Annotated in this window: 17 protein-coding genes; 9 read left to right on the top strand and 8 right to left on the bottom strand. The window is 70.2% G+C overall.

Annotation, left to right across the window (positions count from 1 at the left end):
- Positions 1–10 precede the first annotated feature (10 nt).
- The 3 genes from KLK06_RS19620 to KLK06_RS19610 all read left to right on the top strand — a co-directional run bounded on the left by KLK06_RS19620 (position 11) and on the right by KLK06_RS19610 (position 5,126).
- On the top strand, positions 11–583 hold the full coding sequence (locus tag KLK06_RS19620; protein WP_214636980.1) for a TetR/AcrR family transcriptional regulator: 573 nt from the start codon (positions 11–13) through the stop codon (positions 581–583).
- 58 nt (positions 584–641) lie between these two features.
- Positions 642–2,492 carry a translational GTPase TypA gene (typA, locus tag KLK06_RS19615; RefSeq protein ID WP_214636979.1) on the top strand — a complete coding sequence of 617 codons (1,851 nt, stop codon included), beginning with the start codon at positions 642–644 and terminating at the stop codon, positions 2,490–2,492.
- Between the two features lie 99 nt (positions 2,493–2,591).
- A complete protein-coding gene (locus KLK06_RS19610) occupies positions 2,592–5,126 on the top strand; it encodes a hypothetical protein (RefSeq protein WP_214636978.1) in 2,535 nt (844 codons plus the stop codon).
- Here KLK06_RS19610 and KLK06_RS19605 read toward each other — a convergent pair.
- From KLK06_RS19605 to KLK06_RS19585, 5 genes are all read right to left on the bottom strand, one after another.
- A complete protein-coding gene (locus KLK06_RS19605; RefSeq protein ID WP_214636977.1) occupies positions 5,089–6,588 on the bottom strand; it encodes a DUF2079 domain-containing protein in 1,500 nt (499 codons plus the stop codon). The two genes, KLK06_RS19610 and KLK06_RS19605, sit on opposite strands and share 38 nt — an antisense overlap.
- A gap of 10 nt (positions 6,589–6,598) precedes the next feature.
- On the bottom strand, positions 6,599–7,249 hold the full coding sequence (locus KLK06_RS19600; RefSeq protein ID WP_214636976.1) for a DUF2461 domain-containing protein: 651 nt from the start codon (positions 7,247–7,249) through the stop codon (positions 6,599–6,601).
- Between the two features lie 57 nt (positions 7,250–7,306).
- The gene (locus KLK06_RS19595; RefSeq protein ID WP_214636975.1) at positions 7,307–8,080 is read right to left on the bottom strand and encodes a polysaccharide deacetylase family protein; all 774 of its coding nucleotides are present in this window, start codon (positions 8,078–8,080) and stop codon (positions 7,307–7,309) included.
- Positions 8,081–8,107: 27 nt separating this feature from the next.
- Positions 8,108–8,413, bottom strand: coding sequence for a hypothetical protein (locus tag KLK06_RS19590; protein ID WP_214636974.1), 306 nt, complete (start codon positions 8,411–8,413; stop codon positions 8,108–8,110).
- A gap of 120 nt (positions 8,414–8,533) precedes the next feature.
- Positions 8,534–9,109 (bottom strand): helix-turn-helix domain-containing protein, encoded by a 576-nt coding sequence (locus KLK06_RS19585; RefSeq protein ID WP_214636973.1) that lies wholly within the window; start codon positions 9,107–9,109, stop codon positions 8,534–8,536.
- Positions 9,110–9,198: 89 nt separating this feature from the next.
- On the opposite strand from KLK06_RS19585, the gene KLK06_RS19580 reads away from it, so the two are divergent.
- Together KLK06_RS19580 and KLK06_RS19575 are read left to right on the top strand one after the other, a co-directional pair.
- Positions 9,199–10,032: a DMT family transporter gene (locus KLK06_RS19580; RefSeq protein WP_214636972.1), complete on the top strand. Its 834-nt coding sequence runs from the start codon at positions 9,199–9,201 to the stop codon at positions 10,030–10,032.
- A gap of 128 nt (positions 10,033–10,160) precedes the next feature.
- A complete protein-coding gene (locus KLK06_RS19575) occupies positions 10,161–11,117 on the top strand; it encodes a sensor histidine kinase (RefSeq protein ID WP_214636971.1) in 957 nt (318 codons plus the stop codon).
- On the opposite strand, the gene KLK06_RS19570 is transcribed toward KLK06_RS19575, so the two are convergent.
- Positions 11,102–11,686 (bottom strand): sigma-70 family RNA polymerase sigma factor, encoded by a 585-nt coding sequence (locus KLK06_RS19570; protein WP_214636970.1) that lies wholly within the window; start codon positions 11,684–11,686, stop codon positions 11,102–11,104. The genes KLK06_RS19575 and KLK06_RS19570 overlap by 16 nt on opposite strands.
- A gap of 245 nt (positions 11,687–11,931) precedes the next feature.
- Between KLK06_RS19570 and KLK06_RS19565 the strand changes: the two genes are divergently transcribed.
- Entirely contained in the window at positions 11,932–13,008 is a 1,077-nt protein-coding gene (locus tag KLK06_RS19565; protein ID WP_214636969.1) for a PLP-dependent cysteine synthase family protein, read from the top strand.
- Positions 13,009–13,012: 4 nt separating this feature from the next.
- Here KLK06_RS19565 and KLK06_RS19560 read toward each other — a convergent pair whose 3' ends face one another.
- Positions 13,013–13,975 (bottom strand): ABC transporter substrate-binding protein, encoded by a 963-nt coding sequence (locus tag KLK06_RS19560; RefSeq protein ID WP_214636968.1) that lies wholly within the window; start codon positions 13,973–13,975, stop codon positions 13,013–13,015.
- Between the two features lie 99 nt (positions 13,976–14,074).
- On the opposite strand from KLK06_RS19560, the gene KLK06_RS19555 reads away from it, so the two are divergent.
- Genes KLK06_RS19555 through KLK06_RS19545 form a run of 3 tightly spaced genes read left to right on the top strand, consistent with a single transcriptional unit; the run spans position 14,075 to position 16,931 of the window.
- On the top strand, positions 14,075–15,109 hold the full coding sequence (locus tag KLK06_RS19555) for an iron ABC transporter permease (protein ID WP_214636967.1): 1,035 nt from the start codon (positions 14,075–14,077) through the stop codon (positions 15,107–15,109).
- Positions 15,109–16,152: an iron chelate uptake ABC transporter family permease subunit gene (locus KLK06_RS19550; protein WP_214636966.1), complete on the top strand. Its 1,044-nt coding sequence runs from the start codon at positions 15,109–15,111 to the stop codon at positions 16,150–16,152. Before KLK06_RS19555 ends, KLK06_RS19550 begins: the two co-directional genes overlap by 1 nt.
- Entirely contained in the window at positions 16,149–16,931 is a 783-nt protein-coding gene (locus KLK06_RS19545) for an ABC transporter ATP-binding protein (protein WP_214636965.1), read from the top strand. The genes KLK06_RS19550 and KLK06_RS19545 overlap by 4 nt, the downstream gene beginning before the upstream one ends.
- Before the next feature lie 14 nt (positions 16,932–16,945).
- On the opposite strand, the gene KLK06_RS19540 is transcribed toward KLK06_RS19545, so the two are convergent.
- Complete coding sequence (locus tag KLK06_RS19540) at positions 16,946–18,625, bottom strand: tetratricopeptide repeat protein (RefSeq protein WP_214636964.1); 1,680 nt, start codon at positions 18,623–18,625, stop codon at positions 16,946–16,948.
- Between the last annotated feature and the right edge of the window lie 89 nt (positions 18,626–18,714).

The following is an 18,714-nucleotide window of genomic DNA, read 5'->3' as shown; positions in this document are numbered from 1 at the left end:
GTCTTGATCCATGCGGGACGACTCCACCGAGGCGACCTCCACGGAGCGCATCCTCGACGCGGCCTACGCGCGGATGCTGGAGCACGGCCTGCGCCGCCTGACCGTCGACGACGTGGCCAGGCAAGCCGGCCTGTCGCGGATCACCGTATACCGGCGCTTCTCCCGCAAGAGCGACCTCATCCAGGGCGTGATCCTGCGCGAGCTGCACCAGTTCCTGCGCGCCTTCGAGCAGGCGGTCGGGCCGCTGCCGACCATGGCCGACCGGGTGACGGAGGGGTTCGCGGTCACGTTGCGCCTGGTGCGCGGGCATCCGTTGCTGAGCAGGCTGCTGGCGACCGAGCCCGAGACGATCCTGCCGCACCTCACGCTGGAGGCGGGCGCCTATCTCGCGGTCGCCAGGGAGTATCTCGCCGCCCATCTCGACACCCCGGACGCGGAGGCGGTGGCCGAGATGTTCATCCGCATCGCGCTGTCGTTCGTGCTCACTCCGGACAGCGCGATACCGCTGGACAGCGACGACGAAACCCGCGCGTACGCCAGGCGTCACCTCGTCCCGCTCCTGCCATCAGAGGGGATCAACTAGACTTATAACGCCGCGACTTCGCGCGGTCGCCCCCACGATCACAGAGCGAGACGTCATCATGCCTTTGAACAGCCGCGACGACCTGCGGAATATCGCGATCATCGCGCACGTCGACCATGGCAAGACCACGCTGGTCGACGCCATGCTCTGGCAGTCCGGGGCGTTCCGCGCCAACCAGGACGTCGACGACCGTGTCATGGACTCCAACGACCTCGAGCGCGAGAAGGGCATCACCATTCTCGCGAAGAACACCGCCGTGACTCACGGCGGCATGACCATCAACATCATCGACACCCCTGGCCACGCCGACTTCGGTGGCGAGGTGGAGCGTGGCCTGTCGATGGTCGACGGCGTCGTGTTGCTGGTCGACGCTTCCGAGGGGCCGCTGCCGCAGACCCGCTTCGTGCTGCGCAAGGCGTTCGGCGCCAAGATGCCGGTCATCCTGTGCATCAACAAGGTCGACCGGCCCGACGCACGCATCAAGGAGGTCGTGGACGAGGTCTACGAGCTCTTCATGGACCTGGACGCGACCGAGGAGCAGATCGACTTCCCGATCATCTACGCCTCGGCCAAGGCGGGCCGCGCCTCCATGAACCGTCCCGAGGACGGCGGCATGCCCGACGCCGAGGACCTGGAGCCGCTCTTCGACATCATCAAGTCGACGATCCCGGCGCCCGTCTACGACCCCAACGCCCCGCTGCAGGCCCACGTCACCAACCTCGACGCCTCCTCCTACCTGGGCCGCATCGCGCTCTGCCGGATCCACCAGGGCGTGCTGCGCAAGGGCCAGCAGGTGGCCTGGTGCCGTACCGACGGCACGATCCAGCGGGTCAAGATCACCGAGCTGCTCATGACCGAGGCGCTGGAGCGCAAGCCGGCCGAGCAGGCGGGTCCCGGCGACATCATCGCGATCGCCGGCATCCCCGAGATCATGATCGGCGAGACGCTGGCCGACCCCGAGGACCCGCGTCCGCTGCCCCTCATCACGGTCGACGAGCCCGCCATCTCGATGACCATCGGCACCAACACCTCGCCGCTGGTCGGCAAGTCCAAGGGCTCCAAGGTCACCGCCCGTATGGTCAAGGACCGGCTGGAGAAGGAGCTCGTCGGCAACGTGTCGCTGCGCGTGCTCCCCACCGACCGGCCCGACTCCTGGGAGGTGCAGGGCCGCGGTGAGCTGGCGCTGGCCATCCTGGTCGAGCAGATGCGCCGCGAGGGCTACGAGCTGACCGTCGGCAAGCCGCAGGTGGTCACCAAGCTCGTCGACGGCAAGGTGCACGAGCCGGTCGAGCGCCTCACGGTCGACTGCCCGGAGGAATACCTGGGCGCGATCACGCAGCTCCTCGCAGTCCGCAAGGGCCGCATGGAGCACATGACCAACCACGGCACCGGCTGGATCCGGATGGAGTTCGTGGTGCCGGCGCGTGGCCTGATCGGCTTCCGCACCGAGTTCCTCACCGAGACGCGCGGCACCGGCCTGGTGCACCACGTCTTCGACTCCTACGAGCCGTGGTTCGGCGAGCTGCGCACCCGCAACAACGGCTCCCTGGTGGCCGACCGCTCCGGTCCCGTGACCGCCTTCGCCATGCTCAACCTGCAGGAGCGGGGCACGCTGTTCGTGTCGCCGACCACCGAGGTCTACGAGGGCATGATCGTCGGCGAGAACTCCCGGTCCGACGACATGGACGTCAACATCACCAAGGAGAAGAAGCTCACCAACATGCGCTCCTCCACCAGCGAGGAGACCGAGAAGGTGATCCCGCCGCGCAACCTGTCCCTGGAGCAGGCCCTGGAGTTCATCCGCGAGGACGAGTGCGTGGAGATCACCCCGGATCACGTACGCATCCGCAAGGTGGTCCTCGACGCCTCCGCGCGTGGCCGCTCCGCCGCTCGCGCCAAGCGCGCCTGATTCCAGCCCTCACTGCGATTCCGGGTTAAAAGTCAGGTGTGACCACACCGTGACCGGACTGGATGGAACAACTCCCTCCGCGAGTGAATCATCCTCACTGTGGGGAAGCTCCGGATGTTCATCGCGTTCGGGCTGGCGATGGTCTCGGCAGGAGCGATTGTCTGGTGCACGGTGGCGGCCAGGCCCGTGCCGCAGGCCGCGCGGGCCACGGAGGCCGCCGTGCCCGATCCGTGGGAGTTGGTCCAGAACGATCCGCGCGTAGATCGCGAACGGCAGGCCACGACCGAGGTCCGGGTGACCGGGGCCGGGCCTGGTGATCTACGCGCCGTGCCCGAGGGCCGGCTCGACGAGCGGCAGCGCCAGGTCAAAGTGACCATCGTGCACCGGCTGCGCATGAACGAGGCCGACAAGCTGGTCGAGGCGCTGCGGCAGGGCGGCAGCTTCCCCGAGGGGATCCGGCGGTTCACCGACAAGGGCTTCGGGGCGATCAAGGTGAGCGGCGCCGCGCTGGCGCCGACCACGCGACCGGCGCCGCTCATCACCACGAAGGACGGGCTGACGACGGCCGAGTTCCGGGTGACGTTGCTACGCCAGTTCGCGCCCGGCGCGCTGATGACGCTCGACTTCAACGCGCCCAGCGCCAAGCCGCTCCTCGTGGAGCAGCGCACGATCAGCCTGCTGCCGGGCGAGTGGACCGTGCTCCAGTTGGAAAGCATCAAGCCCGACCGGGAGGAGCCGGACCTCCTGCAGTTCACCGCCGGGCCGTACCTGGTGCGGGTGACGCTGGCCCAGGACTCCTACGGGTTCCCGGACGCGATGGAGGAGAACGACTTCTCGTGGACGGCCGGGCTCGGCGTGCTCACCGCGATCGCGCTGGTCGCCTTCCTGGCGCGCTCGCTCGGCATGGCCTGGTGGAACCGGCAGCCCAACCGTGAGCTCGTCTTGGGGCTCGCCCTGATCACGCCTCTGGTGCTGCTCCCGCTCCTGGCTCCGAGCTGGCGGCCCGTGGCGTACGTGGCGCTGTTCCTCGCGGTGCCGGCGCTCACGGCGCGGCACGCGAGCCGGGCGCTGCCGACCAGCCCGCCGTGGACCACCCGCGACATGCTCGTCGTGACCGGGCTCGGCTGCCTCGTCGGCCTCGGCATGCTGTCCTGGTCGTGGCTGCATCAGCAGTTGCCCGGCCAGACACTGCTGATCGGCTCCGTGGTCGCGGCCGCGGCGGCCGCGGCGGCGGCGGTGGTGTTCAGCGTGGACCTGGGGGTCCGCGTGGTGATCGTACGGCTGGCGGTGCTGGCGGCCGAGGCGGCGATCGGCCTGCTGGCGCTGGCGCTGTGGGGCCGGGCGCTGCTGACCGGGGCGTACCCGCCGGACAGCATCCGGCTGGTGCTGGCCCTCGGCTGGGCGATGATCCCGATCGCCGCCATCGCGGTGGCCACCAAGACGTGGACCCGCACGGCGGTCGTCGGCGCCCTGCTCGTGAGCCTGCTGGTGCAGGGATGGCCGACGGAGTGGCTGGACGCCGGGTCGTGGAACCTCCCCCCCACCGCGGCGGACGTGTCGAACCTGCCGAAGATCGGCATCCTGCCGCTCGACCCGCTCGTCCGCGGCGTGCTCGGGTTGTTGCTGCTGGCGTTCGCGCTGCTGGTGCTCCGGCTCAGGCGGCTCGGCGGCTCACTGGCCGCGCTCGACCACCCGGCGACGCAGGCCACCGTGATCGTCTGCCTGATGGTGCTCTACCTCACCCCTCGGGGGAGCACCACGCTCACCGACGTCAACGTGGCGCTGCCGCAGTTGACGATCACCTCGATCGCCGCCTGGGTGACCGCCCGCTGGCTGCTCGTACGCCCCCACCCGGCCGTCGTCGAGCCCACCTCCGCCGAGGAGCACCGGCAACTGGTCAGGGCCGCCCTGCACAAGCGGCTGCTGCTCATCTCCGAGCAGGAGCTCTATCGCATCGGCCGGGGCAAGCTGGGCTCCGGCGAGCTGACGATGGCCGACTTCGACACGCGGCGGCTCGAGCTGGAAGCCGCGCTGCACGAGCACGGGCGGCACCCCGAGACGGCCCTCGCCACCGCCGCCGGCTGCACGCCCTGGCACAACGGGGTGTACGCGTTCGTGATCAGCCTGCTGCTGAGCACGCCTTTCGTGCTCGTGTACGGCTGGCCGTCGGGGGCCGACCTGAGCAGCTTCGTGTTCGACTCCCGTTACCTGCTCACCCTGCCCGCCTTCGGTTTCCTGTTCGGCTACTTCTATCCGCGCATCCGGGGCACCCAGCCGATGACCAAGGCGCTCCACCTGATGGCGGCGGCGTTGGTCACGGAGCTGTCGGCGTACCTGCCGACGCTGTTCGAGCCGGACGTCGGGGTGGCGGACAAGGTGCAGGTCATGGCCATCGTGGTGGGCGAGGTGGCGCTGGTCTGCATCGGGCTCGGGTTGTACTGGGAATGGCGCATCATGCATCTGGCCGGGGAGCCGTGGGCGCGGGTGCGCAACATCCGCAGCGTACGCAGCCTGGCCACGCCGCTGCTGGCCGTCGTCATCGCGGCGGGCACCACGGCGGCGACGTCGGCGGCGGGCCAGACCGTGGACCGCATCCTCAAGGGAGACCAGGTGTCGTCGTCGTCCTCCCCGTAGCGGCCAGGACCACGTAGCCGTCCTGGGAGAACCGCACCTGGTAGCCGCTGCCGACCAGGAACCGGACCCGGTCCTGCTGTTCGGTCACGTTCGCGAACGGGAAGATCCGCCGCCCCACGTCGGCCACGACCCACGGGGCCCCACGGTGCGTACGGTCCCACAGCAGCACCCTGCTCCGCCCGGACAGGGCCGGCGCCAGGTTGTTGGCCGCCTCCACGAGCGCCCCGTCGGGCACCACGGCGACGGCGGCGGCCGCGGCCCGCTCACGGGCGTCGTGCCGGTAGGAGTCGAGGTCGGCCAGGTCGGCCAGGGAGAAGAACGGCACGGAGGCCAGGGCGACGCCGGCCACCCCCAAGGCCCAGAATCGCGGCACCCGGTCCCCGCCGCGGGAGCGCAGCCGCTGGACACCGTCGACGCCGGCCGCGAAGACCACCACCACGATGAAGGCGTTGTAGTGGTAGCCGGGCACCCACCAGTTGGGGAACGAGCTGGCCAGCATCCGCTCGGCGAGCAGCGGAACCGCCATGATCAGCAGCGGCGAAAGCGGCGCCGCCATCAGCGTGACGCCGAGCAGCAGGGTTAGCGTGACGAGCTTGACCGGCGGGCTGCCGAGCTGGGCCAGGACCGCCAGCGGATCGGTCAGGGCGGTGCGCGCGACGCCCCCCATGTCCGGCCCGAGCGCGCCGTAGGCCCAGTAGTAGTCCGACCGTCCCCCGAACAGCGGGATGAGCACCTGCGAGGCCAGCCACGTGTAGGCCGCCCCGCCCACCACGAACGCGCCCCCCAGGACGCGCCAGCCGCGCTGGGCGAGCAGGACCGTCCCGAACCCCGCGACCAGCAGTCCCATGTCCTCCTTGACGCACAGCAGCGCCAGGGCGGCCACTACCACGGCGACGCGCTTGCCCGCCTGGCGGCGTTCGAGCAGCACGGCGGTGAGCAGGGGCGCGAACGCCGCCTCGTGGAAGTCGAACGCCACGGTCTCCAACACGGGCCACGAGAGCGTGTAGGCCACGGCGACGAGGTGCGCGGCGCCCGGCCCGAGGGCCCGCCGCGTGAACACCCACAGCGGGATCGCCGCCGCGGCCAGCAGCACCGCCTGGGCGACCAGGAGCGTCTTCGGGCCGTCGAACAGCCAGTAGAGAGGGGCCAGGAGGGCCAGGATGGGCGACCAGTGATCGCCGAGGGTGGAGAAGCCGGGGCCGAAGCCGTTGTGGATGCCCTTGACGATGGCTATGGGCAGGCGGAACTGCGCATAGGAGCGGACGGCCTGGTCGAAGATCACCAGGTCGTAGGCGCCGGCCTTGAAGTTCGCGAGCCTGGTCAGGGAGAGGGTGGTGTAGAGGGCGGCCGCCGTGGCGGTGATCGCCGCCAGCGTGACGCGGTCGCGGCGGGTCCGGGCGCCGACCTCGGGGGTGTCCGGCGCCGTGAGCGCCTCTGTCGTCACGGCCTGTTCGCTTCCCATGGTCGGGCGGTCAGCGGCGGGGCTGCTCGCTGGCCCGTACGTGGGCGCAGAGCCAGTCCACCAGCGGCCCGAAGGCGCGCCAGGTGTCGCGGACGCGGTCGAGGACCTCGGCGGTGTGCACCCACGGCTCGGGCTCCCACTGGCGGCCCGCGTAGAGGGACCTGTGGCGCAGCAGGTCGAGGCGCGGATGGTCCTCCGGAATGCCACGGGGCCGGGTCTTGAGCCGGTCGCCGCCGATGACGAAGCCTTCGGCCTGGAGGGCCGTCACCATGTCCGCCAGCGGCTTGCCCGTGAGGTCCTCGTCGACCGCGGCGCGGTAGCGGGCCACCTGGTCGGACGCCTGGGTGTAGATGCCGCCGGCCGCGTAGACGCCGTCGGCGCCGAGCTGGAGGTAGAGGCCGATGCCGGGCGTGAGATCCACGAAGGCGCCCTGGTGGGTCTTGTAGGGCGACTTGTCCTTGGCGAAGCGGACGTCGCGGTAGGGGCGGAACAGCTGGGCCTCCCCGAACTCGGCGGCCAGCTCGCCGGTGAGGGCGAGCATCGGCGCGCGCACCGCCTCCTCGTAGAGGTGCTTGTGCCGGGTGAAGTACGTCTTGCTGTTGTCCGCCTCAAGGCCCTCGTAGAACAGGAAAGCCTCGTCGGGAAAGCCGGTGAACCCCATGCCCTCAAGAGTGCCACGACCGGACGACGGTCAGCGCGCCGCTCGACCGGTCCGGCTTCATCCGCCCATGTACGTCCGGCCCGGTACGGGCGTCCTGCCGTACAGCTCCGAGATGGTCACCGGCGTGCAGCCCCTCTTCTCCAGCACGTCGAGCAGGGTCGGGACAGCCTGGACGGTGGTGCGGTGAACGTCGTGCATCAGCACGATCGCCCCCGCCTTCGCCTTGCTCGCCCGCCTGGCCACGATGGCGGGCACCGGGTCGCGCCAGTCCAGGGTGTCGACGCTCCACAGGATCTGCGCCAGCCCCTCACGCCGCGCTTCGGCGACCACCCGGTGGTTCGTCGCCCCGTACGGCGGGCGCATCACCCGCATCCGGACCCCGGTCACCCGCTCCACCAGCTCGTTCGTGTGCCTGAGCTGGAAGCGCAGCCTCTCGTCCGGCAATCCGGTGAGCGGGGGATGGCTCCACGAGTGGTTGCCGAGCTCGTGCCCCTCGGCCACGATGCGACGCACCAGGTGGCCGCCCCGATCGGCGGCGACCATCTCCCCCAGGACGAAGAACGTGGCCCTCATGTTCCGGGCGCGCAGCAGGTCCAGCAGCTTGCCGGTGTAGGGGCCGGGCCCGTCGTCGAAGGTGAGCGCGACGCACTTCAGGTGCCCGCAGTCGATCCTGCGGGCGGCCGGCCAGCCGGGTTGCATGGCCTCAAGCCGCTTGGCCAGCGTCTTGGGGTCGATGGGCGCCTGGGGGCGGGCCAACTGGGGGTGGATCACCGGCTGGGTGCCGCATCCCGCCATGATCAGCAGTGCCAGCGACAGAGCCCATGCCCGCATGCCGCCCCCCGAGAGCGTCCGGCGGGGTTACGGATATCCCTGCGCCGGGTTCCCCCGCAACTCCTTGGCCAGGTCGTCCCACCACAGTGGGATATCCGCCTGGAGTTCGGTGTAGCGACGCGCCACTCGTATAGCGCAACCGACCGGATCCGTACCCAAATGCCGACGTCGCACCGCTCCTTCCTGCCAGCGGTAAAACCCGTCCCTGTAATGCACGACCAGGCCGATCCACACCGAGACGGTGGCGTCGTCGCCTACCTCGTAGGCGCTGGTGACGCCGAGGCCATGCAGCTCCGCGTGGAGCTTCTCCGTCGCAGTGCGCCCCTCGGTCACGCGCCACCCCCAGCTGACGTTTCGTCGCACACACCGGGATGTACCCACCATCCGGCCTCAGCCGTCAAGGACATGGAGTAATCATGAAACTCCAGAAGGTGATCCGGAGGCCGTTCGGCGTTATTGGTCAGGCGCCTCTCTGGGCTCGGCCACGACCATGACCAGCCGGAGCTCCTCGGGCCCCTGGTTGGCGTAGCGATGGGGTCTGTCGGCGGTGAAGAGCACGGCGGCGTCGGTCTTGACCACGTAGCTCCTGCCGTACACCGTGAGCGTCAGCTCGCCCGCCAGGACGGTCAGCATCTCGCGGGTGCCCGGCGGGTGGGCGTCGCCGTCGTGGTGCTGGCCGGGCCCCAGCCGCCAGTCCCACAGTTCGAGGATCATCGGCGCGTCGGCCCCGACGAGCAGCTTCGCCTGCACCTCGCCCTGGTCGAAGGTGACCACGTCCGCCTTCTCGACGATCCGCACCACCGGCACGTCGGAGACCTCCACCAGCCGGGCCACGGTCACGCCCAGCGCGGAGGCGATCCGCGTGAGCGTGGAGACGCTGGGGTTGGTCCGGCCTTGCTCGACCTGGACCAGCATGCCCCTGCTCACTCCCGACCTGGCGGCCAGCGCGTCGAGCGTGAGCCCGCGGTGCGCGCGCTGGGCGCGCACGTTGTTCGCGATGGCCTGGGTGATCGTCTCCGGGTCCTCCATGCGGTGCAGTCTAGTGAATTTGATTTGCAGTGTATTGCACCTAATGTGTTGTACTACTAGTTCACTCTGATGACCTGGAAGGTGAGAACGTGACTGCGGTGATCCTCGCGACGGTCTGCGCGATGGTGTACGGCACGGCTGACTTCTTCGGCGGCCTGGCCACCCGGCGATCGCGCGTGCTCGCGGTCGTGGCGCTGTCGCAGCTCGCCGGCCTGGCCGTGATCCTCGCCGTGCTGCCCATACTTCCCGGCCGGCTCAGCGACGGGGCGATGCTCTGGGGGCTGGGCGCGGGCGTGGCGGGCGCCACCGGGCTGGTGCTCTTCTACCGGGCGCTCGCCACCGGCGCCATGTCGGTGGTGGCGCCCACGACCGCGGTCACGTCGGCGGCGCTCCCCGTCCTGTACGGCCTGGCGGCCGGCGAGCGTCCCCAGCCCGTGGCGCTGGTCGGGGTGGTGCTGGCCCTCGGCTCCGTGCTCCTGGTGAGCCAGGGCGGCTCCGCCGGGAAGAGCGGCTCGATGGGCTCGGTGCTCACCGCCCTGGCCGCGGGGGCCGCGTTCGGCGGGTTCTTCATCATGCTCGCCCTGGCTCCCGACGAGGGCGGGCTGTGGCCCCTGGTGGGAGCCCGGCTGTCCTCGGTGACGCTGGTGGTGCTCCTCGCGGTGGCGACGCGGCGCACGCTGAAGCCGGGCGGGGGGTCGCTGCACATCATCGTCGCGGCGGGCGTGCTCGACATGCTGGCCAACGTGCTGTACCTGCTGGCCAAGCAGGAGGGCCTGCTGAGCCTGGTGGCGGTGCTGGTGTCCCTCTACCCGGCGAGCACGCTGCTGCTGGCCAGACAGGTGCTCGGCGAGCGGCTGCACGCGATCCAGGTGGCGGGCGTCGCGTGCGCACTCGGCGCGGTGGCGCTCATCGCGGTCGCCTGACACGGTCATCTGACGCGTCGCCTGACGCGGTGGTTTGGGCGCGGTCGCTTGGCGCGCCGATTCCGCCGCCGGGCGCGGCGGTGCTCGCAGCCGTTGCGTAGATTGCAAGCCCTTGTTACGTTTCGGCCGTGCGCCCCGATCGGGCACCTCCAGCCCCCGAGCCGTTCAAGCACGTCGCGGTGCCGTACGACTCGGATGACACCTTTCTCACACTGATCGTGCCCCGCGTGCGCGCGGCACTCGCCGACGACAGGCGCGTGCTCGTGGTGACCTCGGCCGGGAAGCTCCGGCTGCTCGAAGAGGCGCTCGGCGACGAGGCCGGGCAGATCGACCGCAGGGACTCCCGCACCTGGTACCACCACCCGCACCGCACACTGGCCGCCTACCACGAGTACACCCGGGGGCGGCGCACGCTCGTCGTCGGCGAGGCCCCCTGGTGGGACCGCGGCGAGCGCGAGATACGCGAGTGGATCCGCTACGAGTCGGTGCTGAACGCCGCCCTGGAGGACGCGAGGGCCGTCGTCCTGTGCCTGTACGACCCGCGGACGGTCCCGGCGGCGGTGCTGGAGTATCAGCCGGTGATCCATCCCCTGCTGCTCGAGTCCGACGGCGAGACGGTCAGCACGGGCTTCGTCCGGCCGCACGAGCTGGTGCTGAACGGCGACCTGGCGCCGCTGCCCGCGCCGAGCGGCCAGGTGGCGACGGTGAGCTTCACCGCGCAGGGGATCAAGGGGCTCAGGCACACGGTCCGCGACTACGCCAGCGCCGCGGGGATGGACGTGAACCTCATCGGCTCCCTGGTGCTCAGCGTCTCCGAGATCGCCGCGAACAGCGTCGAGCACGGCGCCGGCCACGGCCTGATCAGGATGTGGGTGAGCGGAGGGGAGATGGTCTGCGAGATCGCCGACCCGGGCGGCGCGCTGGATGACCCCTTGCCGGGCTATATACCACCAGAGCCCGAATCCTCTCGAGGATACGGGCTCTGGATCAGCCGTCAGCTCTGCGACTTCGTCGACCTACGGGCTGAGGACGGAACGCTCCGCGTGCGGCTCCATATGGGGTTGGATGGCTATGCGGCGCTCTGAGCCGGGACGCGTACCGCGCCCTCTTCGCGGGCGTAGCCCTCGAGCATGCCGCGCAGTTGACGGCGGCCACGGTGCAACCGGGACATGACCGTGCCGATCGGTGTGCCCATGCGCTCGGCGATCTCCTTGTAGGCGAACCCCTCGACGTCGGCCAGGTAGACGGCGACGCGGAAGTCCTCCGGCAGGGAGCGCAGCGCGTTCATCACGACGTTGTCGGGCAGCCGTTCGATCGCCTCGGTCTCGGCCGACTTCAGGCCGGTCGAGCTGTGGGACTCGGCGGCGTGCAGCTGCCAGTCCTCGATCTCCTCGGCGGCCGCCAGCTTCGGCGAGCGCTGCTTCTTGCGATAGTCGTTGATGAAGTTGTTGGTGAGGATCCGGTGGAGCCAAGCCTTGAGGTTGGTGCCCTCGCGGAACTGGTGGTAGGAGGTATACGCCTTGGCCACGGTCTCCTGGACCAGGTCCTCTGCGTCGGCGGAGTTGCGGGTCAGACGCATGGCGGAGGCGAACAGCTGCGACGTCACGGGCACTACATCGCGCTCGAACCAGTCCTGTCGCTGCTCATCGGTCATGGTGATCAAATCATTCCCCCTTGCGCTGTATCCCCCATCTCGGCCAAGCCGCTGACCTTGGTACCAGTTTCGCAATCCCCACGTAAGGGCTGCGTTAGCGGTTCCGCCAGGTCAGGGAGGTGAACGGTCCACATGCTCGCGGCGTGCGTCATCACGTCCACGGCCGGACCAGTCTCATTAGCATAACACTATACACCCAATTTCACGATTAATGTGGTCAGAGTCACATGGGATAGCGTATGGAGATGGATTTTGTGGACCGTCATGACATAGAGGCACGACTCTGGGTGACGGAGGCCATCCGTAGGGTCGAAGCCGACGCCAACCGGAGTTGCGATACGCACCTCCATGTCTTTCCGCTTCCCCCGCACTGGGGCGTAAACCTCTACTTGAAAGACGAATCAGTACACCCCACCGGTTCACTCAAACACCGGCTCGCCCGATCTCTTTTCCTGTACGGCCTGGCCAACGGCTGGATCGGCCCGGCCACCACGGTCGTCGAGGCGTCGAGCGGCTCGACCGCGGTCAGCGAGGCATATTTCGCCCGGCTCCTCGGGCTGGCCTTCATCGCGGTGATGCCCGCCTCCACCTCACCGGAGAAGATCTCGCTGATCGAGTTCTACGGCGGCAAGTGTCACCTGGTCGACGACCCGGGCACCATCTATGACGAGTCCCGTCGTCTGGCGGCCGAGACGTACGGCCACTTCATGGACCAGTTCACCTACGCCGAGCGGGCCACGGACTGGCGGGGCAACAACAACATCGCCGAGTCCATCTATGCCCAGATGGCCATGGAACCCTACCCCGAGCCTACCTGGATCGTGGTAGGCGCGGGCACGGGCGGCACCTCCTCGACGATCGGCCGCTACATCCGCTACCGCCGCCACCCCACGCGCCTCGCGGTGGCCGACCCGGAGGGCTCCGCCTTCTACCCGAGCTGGGTGTCGGGTGATATGTCCGTCACCGCCCGGGGCTCCCGCATCGAGGGCATCGGCCGGCCGAGGGTGGAGCCCTCGTTCCAGCCGATGGTCATCGACCGCATGATCGCCGTACCGGATGCCCGGTCGATCGCCGCCATGCACTGGGTCCGCGAGGTGACGGGCCGCGACGTGGGCGGCTCCACCGGCACGAACGTGGCCGCCTGCGTGGACCTGATCCGCGAGATGCGCGCGGCCGGCGCCCAGGGCAGCATCGTCACCCTGATCTGCGACGGGGGCGAGCGCTATCGGGGCACCTACTGCGACCAGGACTGGCTCACCGCCCAGGGCCTGGACCTCGCCCCACACCTGGAAGACCTGCGTACGTTCCTATTGGCGGGCTGATCCCTCAAGAGACGGTCTTGGCGGAATCGACGGCGAAGAACTTCGCCACGTCGTCGAGGATCGCGTGGGCGCCCTGAATGCCGACCGCGGTCATCCAGGTCACGTCGCTGACCTCGCGCTTCTCCCCCTTGAGCTTTCCCCACAGCGGGTTGCCGACGAACTTCTCCTTGGACGCCTCAGCCGACGGGTCCGCGTATGTCGCCACGAAAATCTGGTCCGCGTCCAGGTCGCCGATGCGCTCCTGGCTCACGTCCACCACGATCGCGTCCTGCTTGGTCGGCTGGCCCTCCGGGCGCGGGAAGCCGATGTCCTTCAGCACGATGCCCGAGTAGGACTTCTCGACGTACAACCGGGTCGTCGGCTCACCGGCGAACCTGACGACGGAGATGGTCGGCAGCTTCCCGTCCTTCTCCTTGATCGCGGCGCCGATCTTCGCGGCCCGCTCCTCGTACGACTTGATCGTGGTGTCGGCGAGCTGCTCCTTGCCCAGGGCCTGCCCCATGAGCCGGACGTTGTCCTTCCAGATGGCGCCGGTGGTCTCGCTGAAGACGGTCGGGGCGATCTTGGACAGCTTGTCGTAGAGGGCCTCGTGGCGGACCTTGGCCGAGACGATGAGATCGGGCTTGAGCGCCATGATCTTCTCCAGGCTGGGCTGCTCCAGGGTGCCGACCGGGGTGGCCTCCTTGCCGTACTCGGCGGCGACGGAGCCCAGATAATCGGGGAGCTTCGTGTCGATGGACCGGTAGGTGGTGTAGCCGACCACCGGCGTCTGGAGCGTCAGCACCGCGTCGACGAAGCTCTGGTCCAGGGCCACCACCCGCTTGGGCTGGGCCGGGATCGTGGTCTCGCCCATCGCGTGCTTGATGGTGCGAAACGGTTCCGTCAGCTTCTGCGCGGCGGGCGTCGAACCACAGGCGGCGAGCGCCGCCACGAGGACGGCTCCCACCAGGGCGCGCAACGGTCTCATCTGATCCCTTTCGCAAATCTTAGGCAACCCTAAATTAGGTTAGCCCTGCCTAACCTGACATACTTCACCAAGGTCGGGCAACAAACAGGGAGGAAAAGCGTGACCGCTACGGCTGTGACGCCGCGCCCGCACGGCGTTCAGCATCGGCGGCTCTCCGTACTCCTGGTCTTGCTCGGAGCCGTCCTGATCGGCGTGGTGCTGAGCATCACGATCGGCGCCAAGTCCGTGCCGCCGGCCGACGCCTGGCACGCGCTCACCACCCCGAGCGGCACCGAGAACGACATCGTCATCCGCTCGCTGCGCGTCCCCAGGACCGTGCTCGGCGTGCTCGCCGGGCTGGCATTAGGCGTCGCGGGCGCGCTCATGCAGGGCCACACCCGCAACCCGCTCGCCGACCCCGGGCTGCTCGGCGTCACGCAGGGCGCGGCGTTCGCGATGGTGGCCTCGATCATCCTGCTGGGCGCCTCCAGCCTGCTCGCCTACATCTGGTTCGGCCTGGCCGGCGCCCTGATCGCCAGCGTCGGCGTGTTCGCGCTCGGCATGGTCGGCGGGCGCGGCGGCCCGACGCCGGTCACGCTCGCCCTGGCGGGCACCGCCGTGAGCGCCTTCCTGTACGCGCTGACCTCGGCCATCGTGCTCCTGGACGAGCAGGCGATGGACGTGTTCAGGTTCTGGCAGGCCGGCTCCATCGCCGCCCGCGGCTCCGACGTGGTCTGGCAGGTGCTGCCCTTCATCCTGGCCGGCCTGCTGCTGGCGATGGTCAACGCCCCGGGGCTGAACGCGCTGTCCCTCGGCGAGGACGTCGCCCGCAGCCTGGGCCAGAACATCGCGCTCACCCGCACCGTCGGCGTCACCGCCGTCACCCTGCTCTCCGGCGCCTCGGTCGCCGCCTGCGGGTCGCTCGCGTTCGTCGGGCTGATCGTGCCGCACCTGGCCCGCCCGCTGTCCGGCACCGACCACCGGTGGCTGCTGCCCTACTCCGGGCTGATCGGCGCCGCGCTGCTGCTGCTCGCCGACGTGATCGGCCGTGTCGTCGCCCCACCGGGCGAGCTGGAGGTCGGTGTGGTGCTCGCGCTGCTCGGCGCCCCCTTCTTCGTCGTCCTGGTCCGCCGCAGGAAGCCGGTGCGGCTGTGATGACGACGTTCCCGCTGCGGGTGGCGGGCCTGTCCTGGCAGGTACGCCTGCGCGGCGTCGCCGTGACCCTCGGCGGCCTGGTGCTCCTCGGCCTGCTCATGGCCCTGAACATGCGCATCGGCGACATCCGGATGAGCGTGGCCGAAGTGCTGGGCGGCACGTTCGACGTCAACAGCGCCAACCACTTCGTGATCATGGAGCTCCGCCTGCCGCGCGCGCTGACCGGCGCCCTGGTGGGCGCGGCGCTGGCGCTGTCCGGCGCGATCATCCAGTCCATCGCGCGCAACCCGCTGGCCAGCCCCGAGATCCTCGGCGTCACCACCGGCGCCTCCGTCACGGTCGTCGCGGGCGTGGTGGCCAGCGGCAGCGCGTACGGCGGCGTCAGCGGGCTGCTCTCGACCCTCGGCATCCCCGCCTTGGCCCTGCTCGGCGGCCTGGGGGGCGCCGCGATCGTGTACGCGCTGGCCTGGCGGCGCGGGCTCGACGGCTACCGCCTGGTCCTGGTCGGCATCGGCGTGGCCGCGGTGTTCACCAACGTCAAGTACTGGCTGCTGACCATCGGCGACGTGAACGACACCGGCAGGGCCATGGTCTGGATCAGCGGCTCGCTCAACGGCCGGGGCTGGGAGCACGTGGTGCCCGTGGCGCTCGCGCTGGCCGTACTCGTGCCGCTGACGCTGCTCGGCACCCGCTCGCTCGACGCGCTGCGCTTCGGCGACGACACGGTCACCGCGCTCGGCGTGCGGATGAACCCGGCGCGAGCGCTGATGATCCTCGCCGCGGTGCTCCTCGCCGCCGTCGCGACGGCCTCGGCGGGCCCGATCGCGTTCGTCGCGCTGGCCGCGCCGCAGATCGCGCTCCGGCTCACCCGCTCCGGCCAGCCGCCGCTGCTGTCGTCGGCGATGGTCGGCGCCGTGCTGACCGCCGTCGCCGACCTGATCGCCCGCACCGTCTTCTCCCCGATCGAACTCCCCGTCGGCGTCGTGACCGCGGTCCTCGGCGCCCCGTACCTCATCCACTTGATCTGGAAGGCGCGCAAATGAGGCTCCAGGCCGTCGACGTCAAGCTCGGGTACGGAGATCGCACCATCGTGGACGGCCTCGACCTCGGCATCGAGGCGGGCACCGTCACCACGATCATCGGCCCGAACGGCTGCGGCAAGTCCACCCTGCTGCGCGCCCTCGGCCGCCTGCTCCGGCCGCAGGGCGGCGAGGTACTGCTCGACGGCAAGCGCATCGACCGGATCCCCACCCGCGAGGTGGCCAAGATCCTCGGCGTACTGCCGCAGGCGCCCACCGCGCCGGAGGGCCTGACGGTCGCCGACCTGGTCGCCAGGGGCAGGCACCCGCACCAGACGTGGTACCGGCAGTGGTCGTCGGACGACGAGGCGGCCGTGGGCGAGGCGCTGGCCATGACCGGCCTGGCGGACCTGGCGGAACGTCCCCTGGACGAGCTCTCGGGCGGGCAGCGGCAGCGGGCCTGGATCTCCATGGCGCTGGCCCAGGGCACCGACCTGCTGCTGCTCGACGAGCCGACCACGTTCCTGGACCTCGCGCACCAGGTGGAGGTCCTGGAGCTGGTACGGCACCTGCACCGGGAGGCGAGCCGGACCATCGTCATGGTGCTGCACGACCTCAACCTGGCGGCCCGCTACGCCGACCGGCTGGTGGCCATGCGGGACGGCCGGGTGGTGGCCGCCGGCGACCCGCACGAGGTGCTGACGGAGGAGCTGATGCGGGAGGTGTTCGAGCTGGACGCCAAGATCATCGCCGACCCGGTGGCGGGCACACCGCTCGTCATCCCCATCGGCACCCACCGCTGAAGGTTTCTCCAGGTTCAGCCGAGTTCGGCCAGCGCCCGTCGTACCTCCTCATCGTCCGGCGCCAGCTCGCGCGCCCGCCGCAGGTCCGCCCGCGCCCGCTCCGAACGCCCGGCCATGCGGAGGGCGAGCGACCGGTTGAACAGGGCCTCCGCACTCTCCTCCAGCTCGATCGCCCGGGTGAGGTCCGCGATGGACGTCTCGTGGTCGCCCTCCTCGAACGCCAGCGCCCCGCGCCCGGCCCAGACCGCCGCCAGCCGGGGGTCGCGGCGCAGCGCCGAGTCATACGCCTTACGGGCCTTCACCCGTTTCCCCTGCGCGGCCTCGACCTGGCCGAGCACGCACAGCAGGTACGGGTTGTCCAGGTCGCGCTCGGCGTCGGCCCTGGCCCTGTCCAGCTCGTCCAGCGCCACCAGCAGCCCGGCCCTGTTGACATAGGCGTCGGTGAAGCCGGGATCGAGCTCGATCGCGTGGTCGAGGTCGGCCAGCGCACCCGCGAGGTCTCCCCGGGCGTAGCGGATCTCCGAACGGTTGTAGTACGGCTCAGGGAAGGGCGGCCCCACCCGCATGGCCGTCTCGTAGTCGGCCAGCGCCTCCTCCAGACGGCCGAGCCGGTGCAGCAGATTGCCCCGGTCAAGGTAGGGGTCGGCGTATCCGGGATCGGCCGCGATGACCGCGTCGAGGTCGGAAAGCGCGCCTTCGGCATCGCCCATCAGGGCGGTCAACTGGGCCCGGTTGGCGCGCAGCACAGCCTTGTGCACCGGGTGCCTGCCGGGCTCCAGGTCACGCTCGGCCAGCTCGATGGCCCGCTGGACGAGCCGCAGCGCGACCTCGGCGTTGCCCCTGCGTACCTCGATGAGCGCCTTGCCGTTGAGGTCGAACCCCAGGTGGAAGGCGCGCTCGCGGCGGTCGGGCAGCAGCGAGGTCAGGGCGACCGCCTCGTTGATCCAGGCCATCGCCTCCTCCGGGTCGCGTTCGCCCGGGTTGTGGTGCCTGACCAGCAGCATCGCGGTCGCGTAGGCGGCGGTGGCGCGGTGTTTCGGGTGGGCGCTCACCCGCCTGGCGTGGTCGAGCAGGGCGCGGGCCTCCTCCTCCCGGTCGAGGGCGGCCAGCGCGGTGGTCGTGCGGTGCAGCAGCCGCCACCACTCCTCGCCGTCCTCCGCCAGCGTGGGCAGCAGCGCCGCACCGGCCTCGGCCATGGCGTGATGGAACCCCTCGTCGCGGTAACGGTCGAGATCCACATCCCGTACGGGCACCCCGCTCGGACCCGGCAGCACGAACGCGGGGTCCGGAGGTTCGAGGGCGATCGTGAGCAGGTCGGCGGGCACCCTGCGACGTAGTACGGCCACCAGCTCGGTGTCCGTCGGGTCCGCCTCATGCGCGTTCAGGACGTGGATGGCCAGCGGACCGCGGGCTCTCAGGTGATCACGGACGAACTCGGCCAGCCCGTTGGCCAGCCGGAGCGTACGCAGCCGGCCCGGCACCAGGATGCGCTCGTCCTGCGGCAGCCGGTCCACCATCGATACCCGGCCGACCGGGACCGAGGCACGCAGGCCGGGAGCCGCGGCCAGGATCTCGATGTCGTGCGCGGCGATCAGCTCCGGCGCCGCCTCCGGGACCAGCAGCCCGAGAAGATCGGCCGCGAGCGTGTACGGGCCATGACGCCGGCGATCGGCGTCGAGTGTGATCTGTGTCAACGTCGCCCCCGGAAACACCGACGGGGCCCGCGTCTCCACCACAGACACCGGCCCCAGCCCGGTGGAAGGTCAGGCGGCGTGCTTCGGCG

This window comes from Nonomuraea sp. NEAU-A123, assembly GCF_018603905.1.
Taxonomy (GTDB): Bacteria; Actinomycetota; Actinomycetes; order Streptosporangiales; family Streptosporangiaceae; genus Nonomuraea.
This window is presented reverse-complemented; position numbering and strand designations above follow the sequence as displayed.

Bases quoted from the DNA above. Each gene is read 5' to 3' on its own strand.
- KLK06_RS19620 (WP_214636980.1), top strand. From the start codon at position 11: ATGCGGGACGACTCCACCGAGGCGACCTCCACGGAGCGCATCCTCGAC.
- typA (WP_214636979.1), top strand. From the start codon at position 642: ATGCCTTTGAACAGCCGCGACGACCTGCGGAATATCGCGATCATCGCG.
- KLK06_RS19605 (WP_214636977.1), bottom strand. From the start codon at position 6,588: ATGGGAAGCGAACAGGCCGTGACGACAGAGGCGCTCACGGCGCCGGAC.
- KLK06_RS19600 (WP_214636976.1), bottom strand. From the start codon at position 7,249: ATGGGGTTCACCGGCTTTCCCGACGAGGCTTTCCTGTTCTACGAGGGC.
- KLK06_RS19595 (WP_214636975.1), bottom strand. From the start codon at position 8,080: ATGCGGGCATGGGCTCTGTCGCTGGCACTGCTGATCATGGCGGGATGC.
- KLK06_RS19585 (WP_214636973.1), bottom strand. From the start codon at position 9,109: ATGGAGGACCCGGAGACGATCACCCAGGCCATCGCGAACAACGTGCGC.
- KLK06_RS19570 (WP_214636970.1), bottom strand. From the start codon at position 11,686: ATGACCGATGAGCAGCGACAGGACTGGTTCGAGCGCGATGTAGTGCCC.
- KLK06_RS19565 (WP_214636969.1), top strand. From the start codon at position 11,932: ATGGATTTTGTGGACCGTCATGACATAGAGGCACGACTCTGGGTGACG.
- KLK06_RS19560 (WP_214636968.1), bottom strand. From the start codon at position 13,975: ATGAGACCGTTGCGCGCCCTGGTGGGAGCCGTCCTCGTGGCGGCGCTC.
- KLK06_RS19550 (WP_214636966.1), top strand. From the start codon at position 15,109: ATGACGACGTTCCCGCTGCGGGTGGCGGGCCTGTCCTGGCAGGTACGC.
- KLK06_RS19545 (WP_214636965.1), top strand. From the start codon at position 16,149: ATGAGGCTCCAGGCCGTCGACGTCAAGCTCGGGTACGGAGATCGCACC.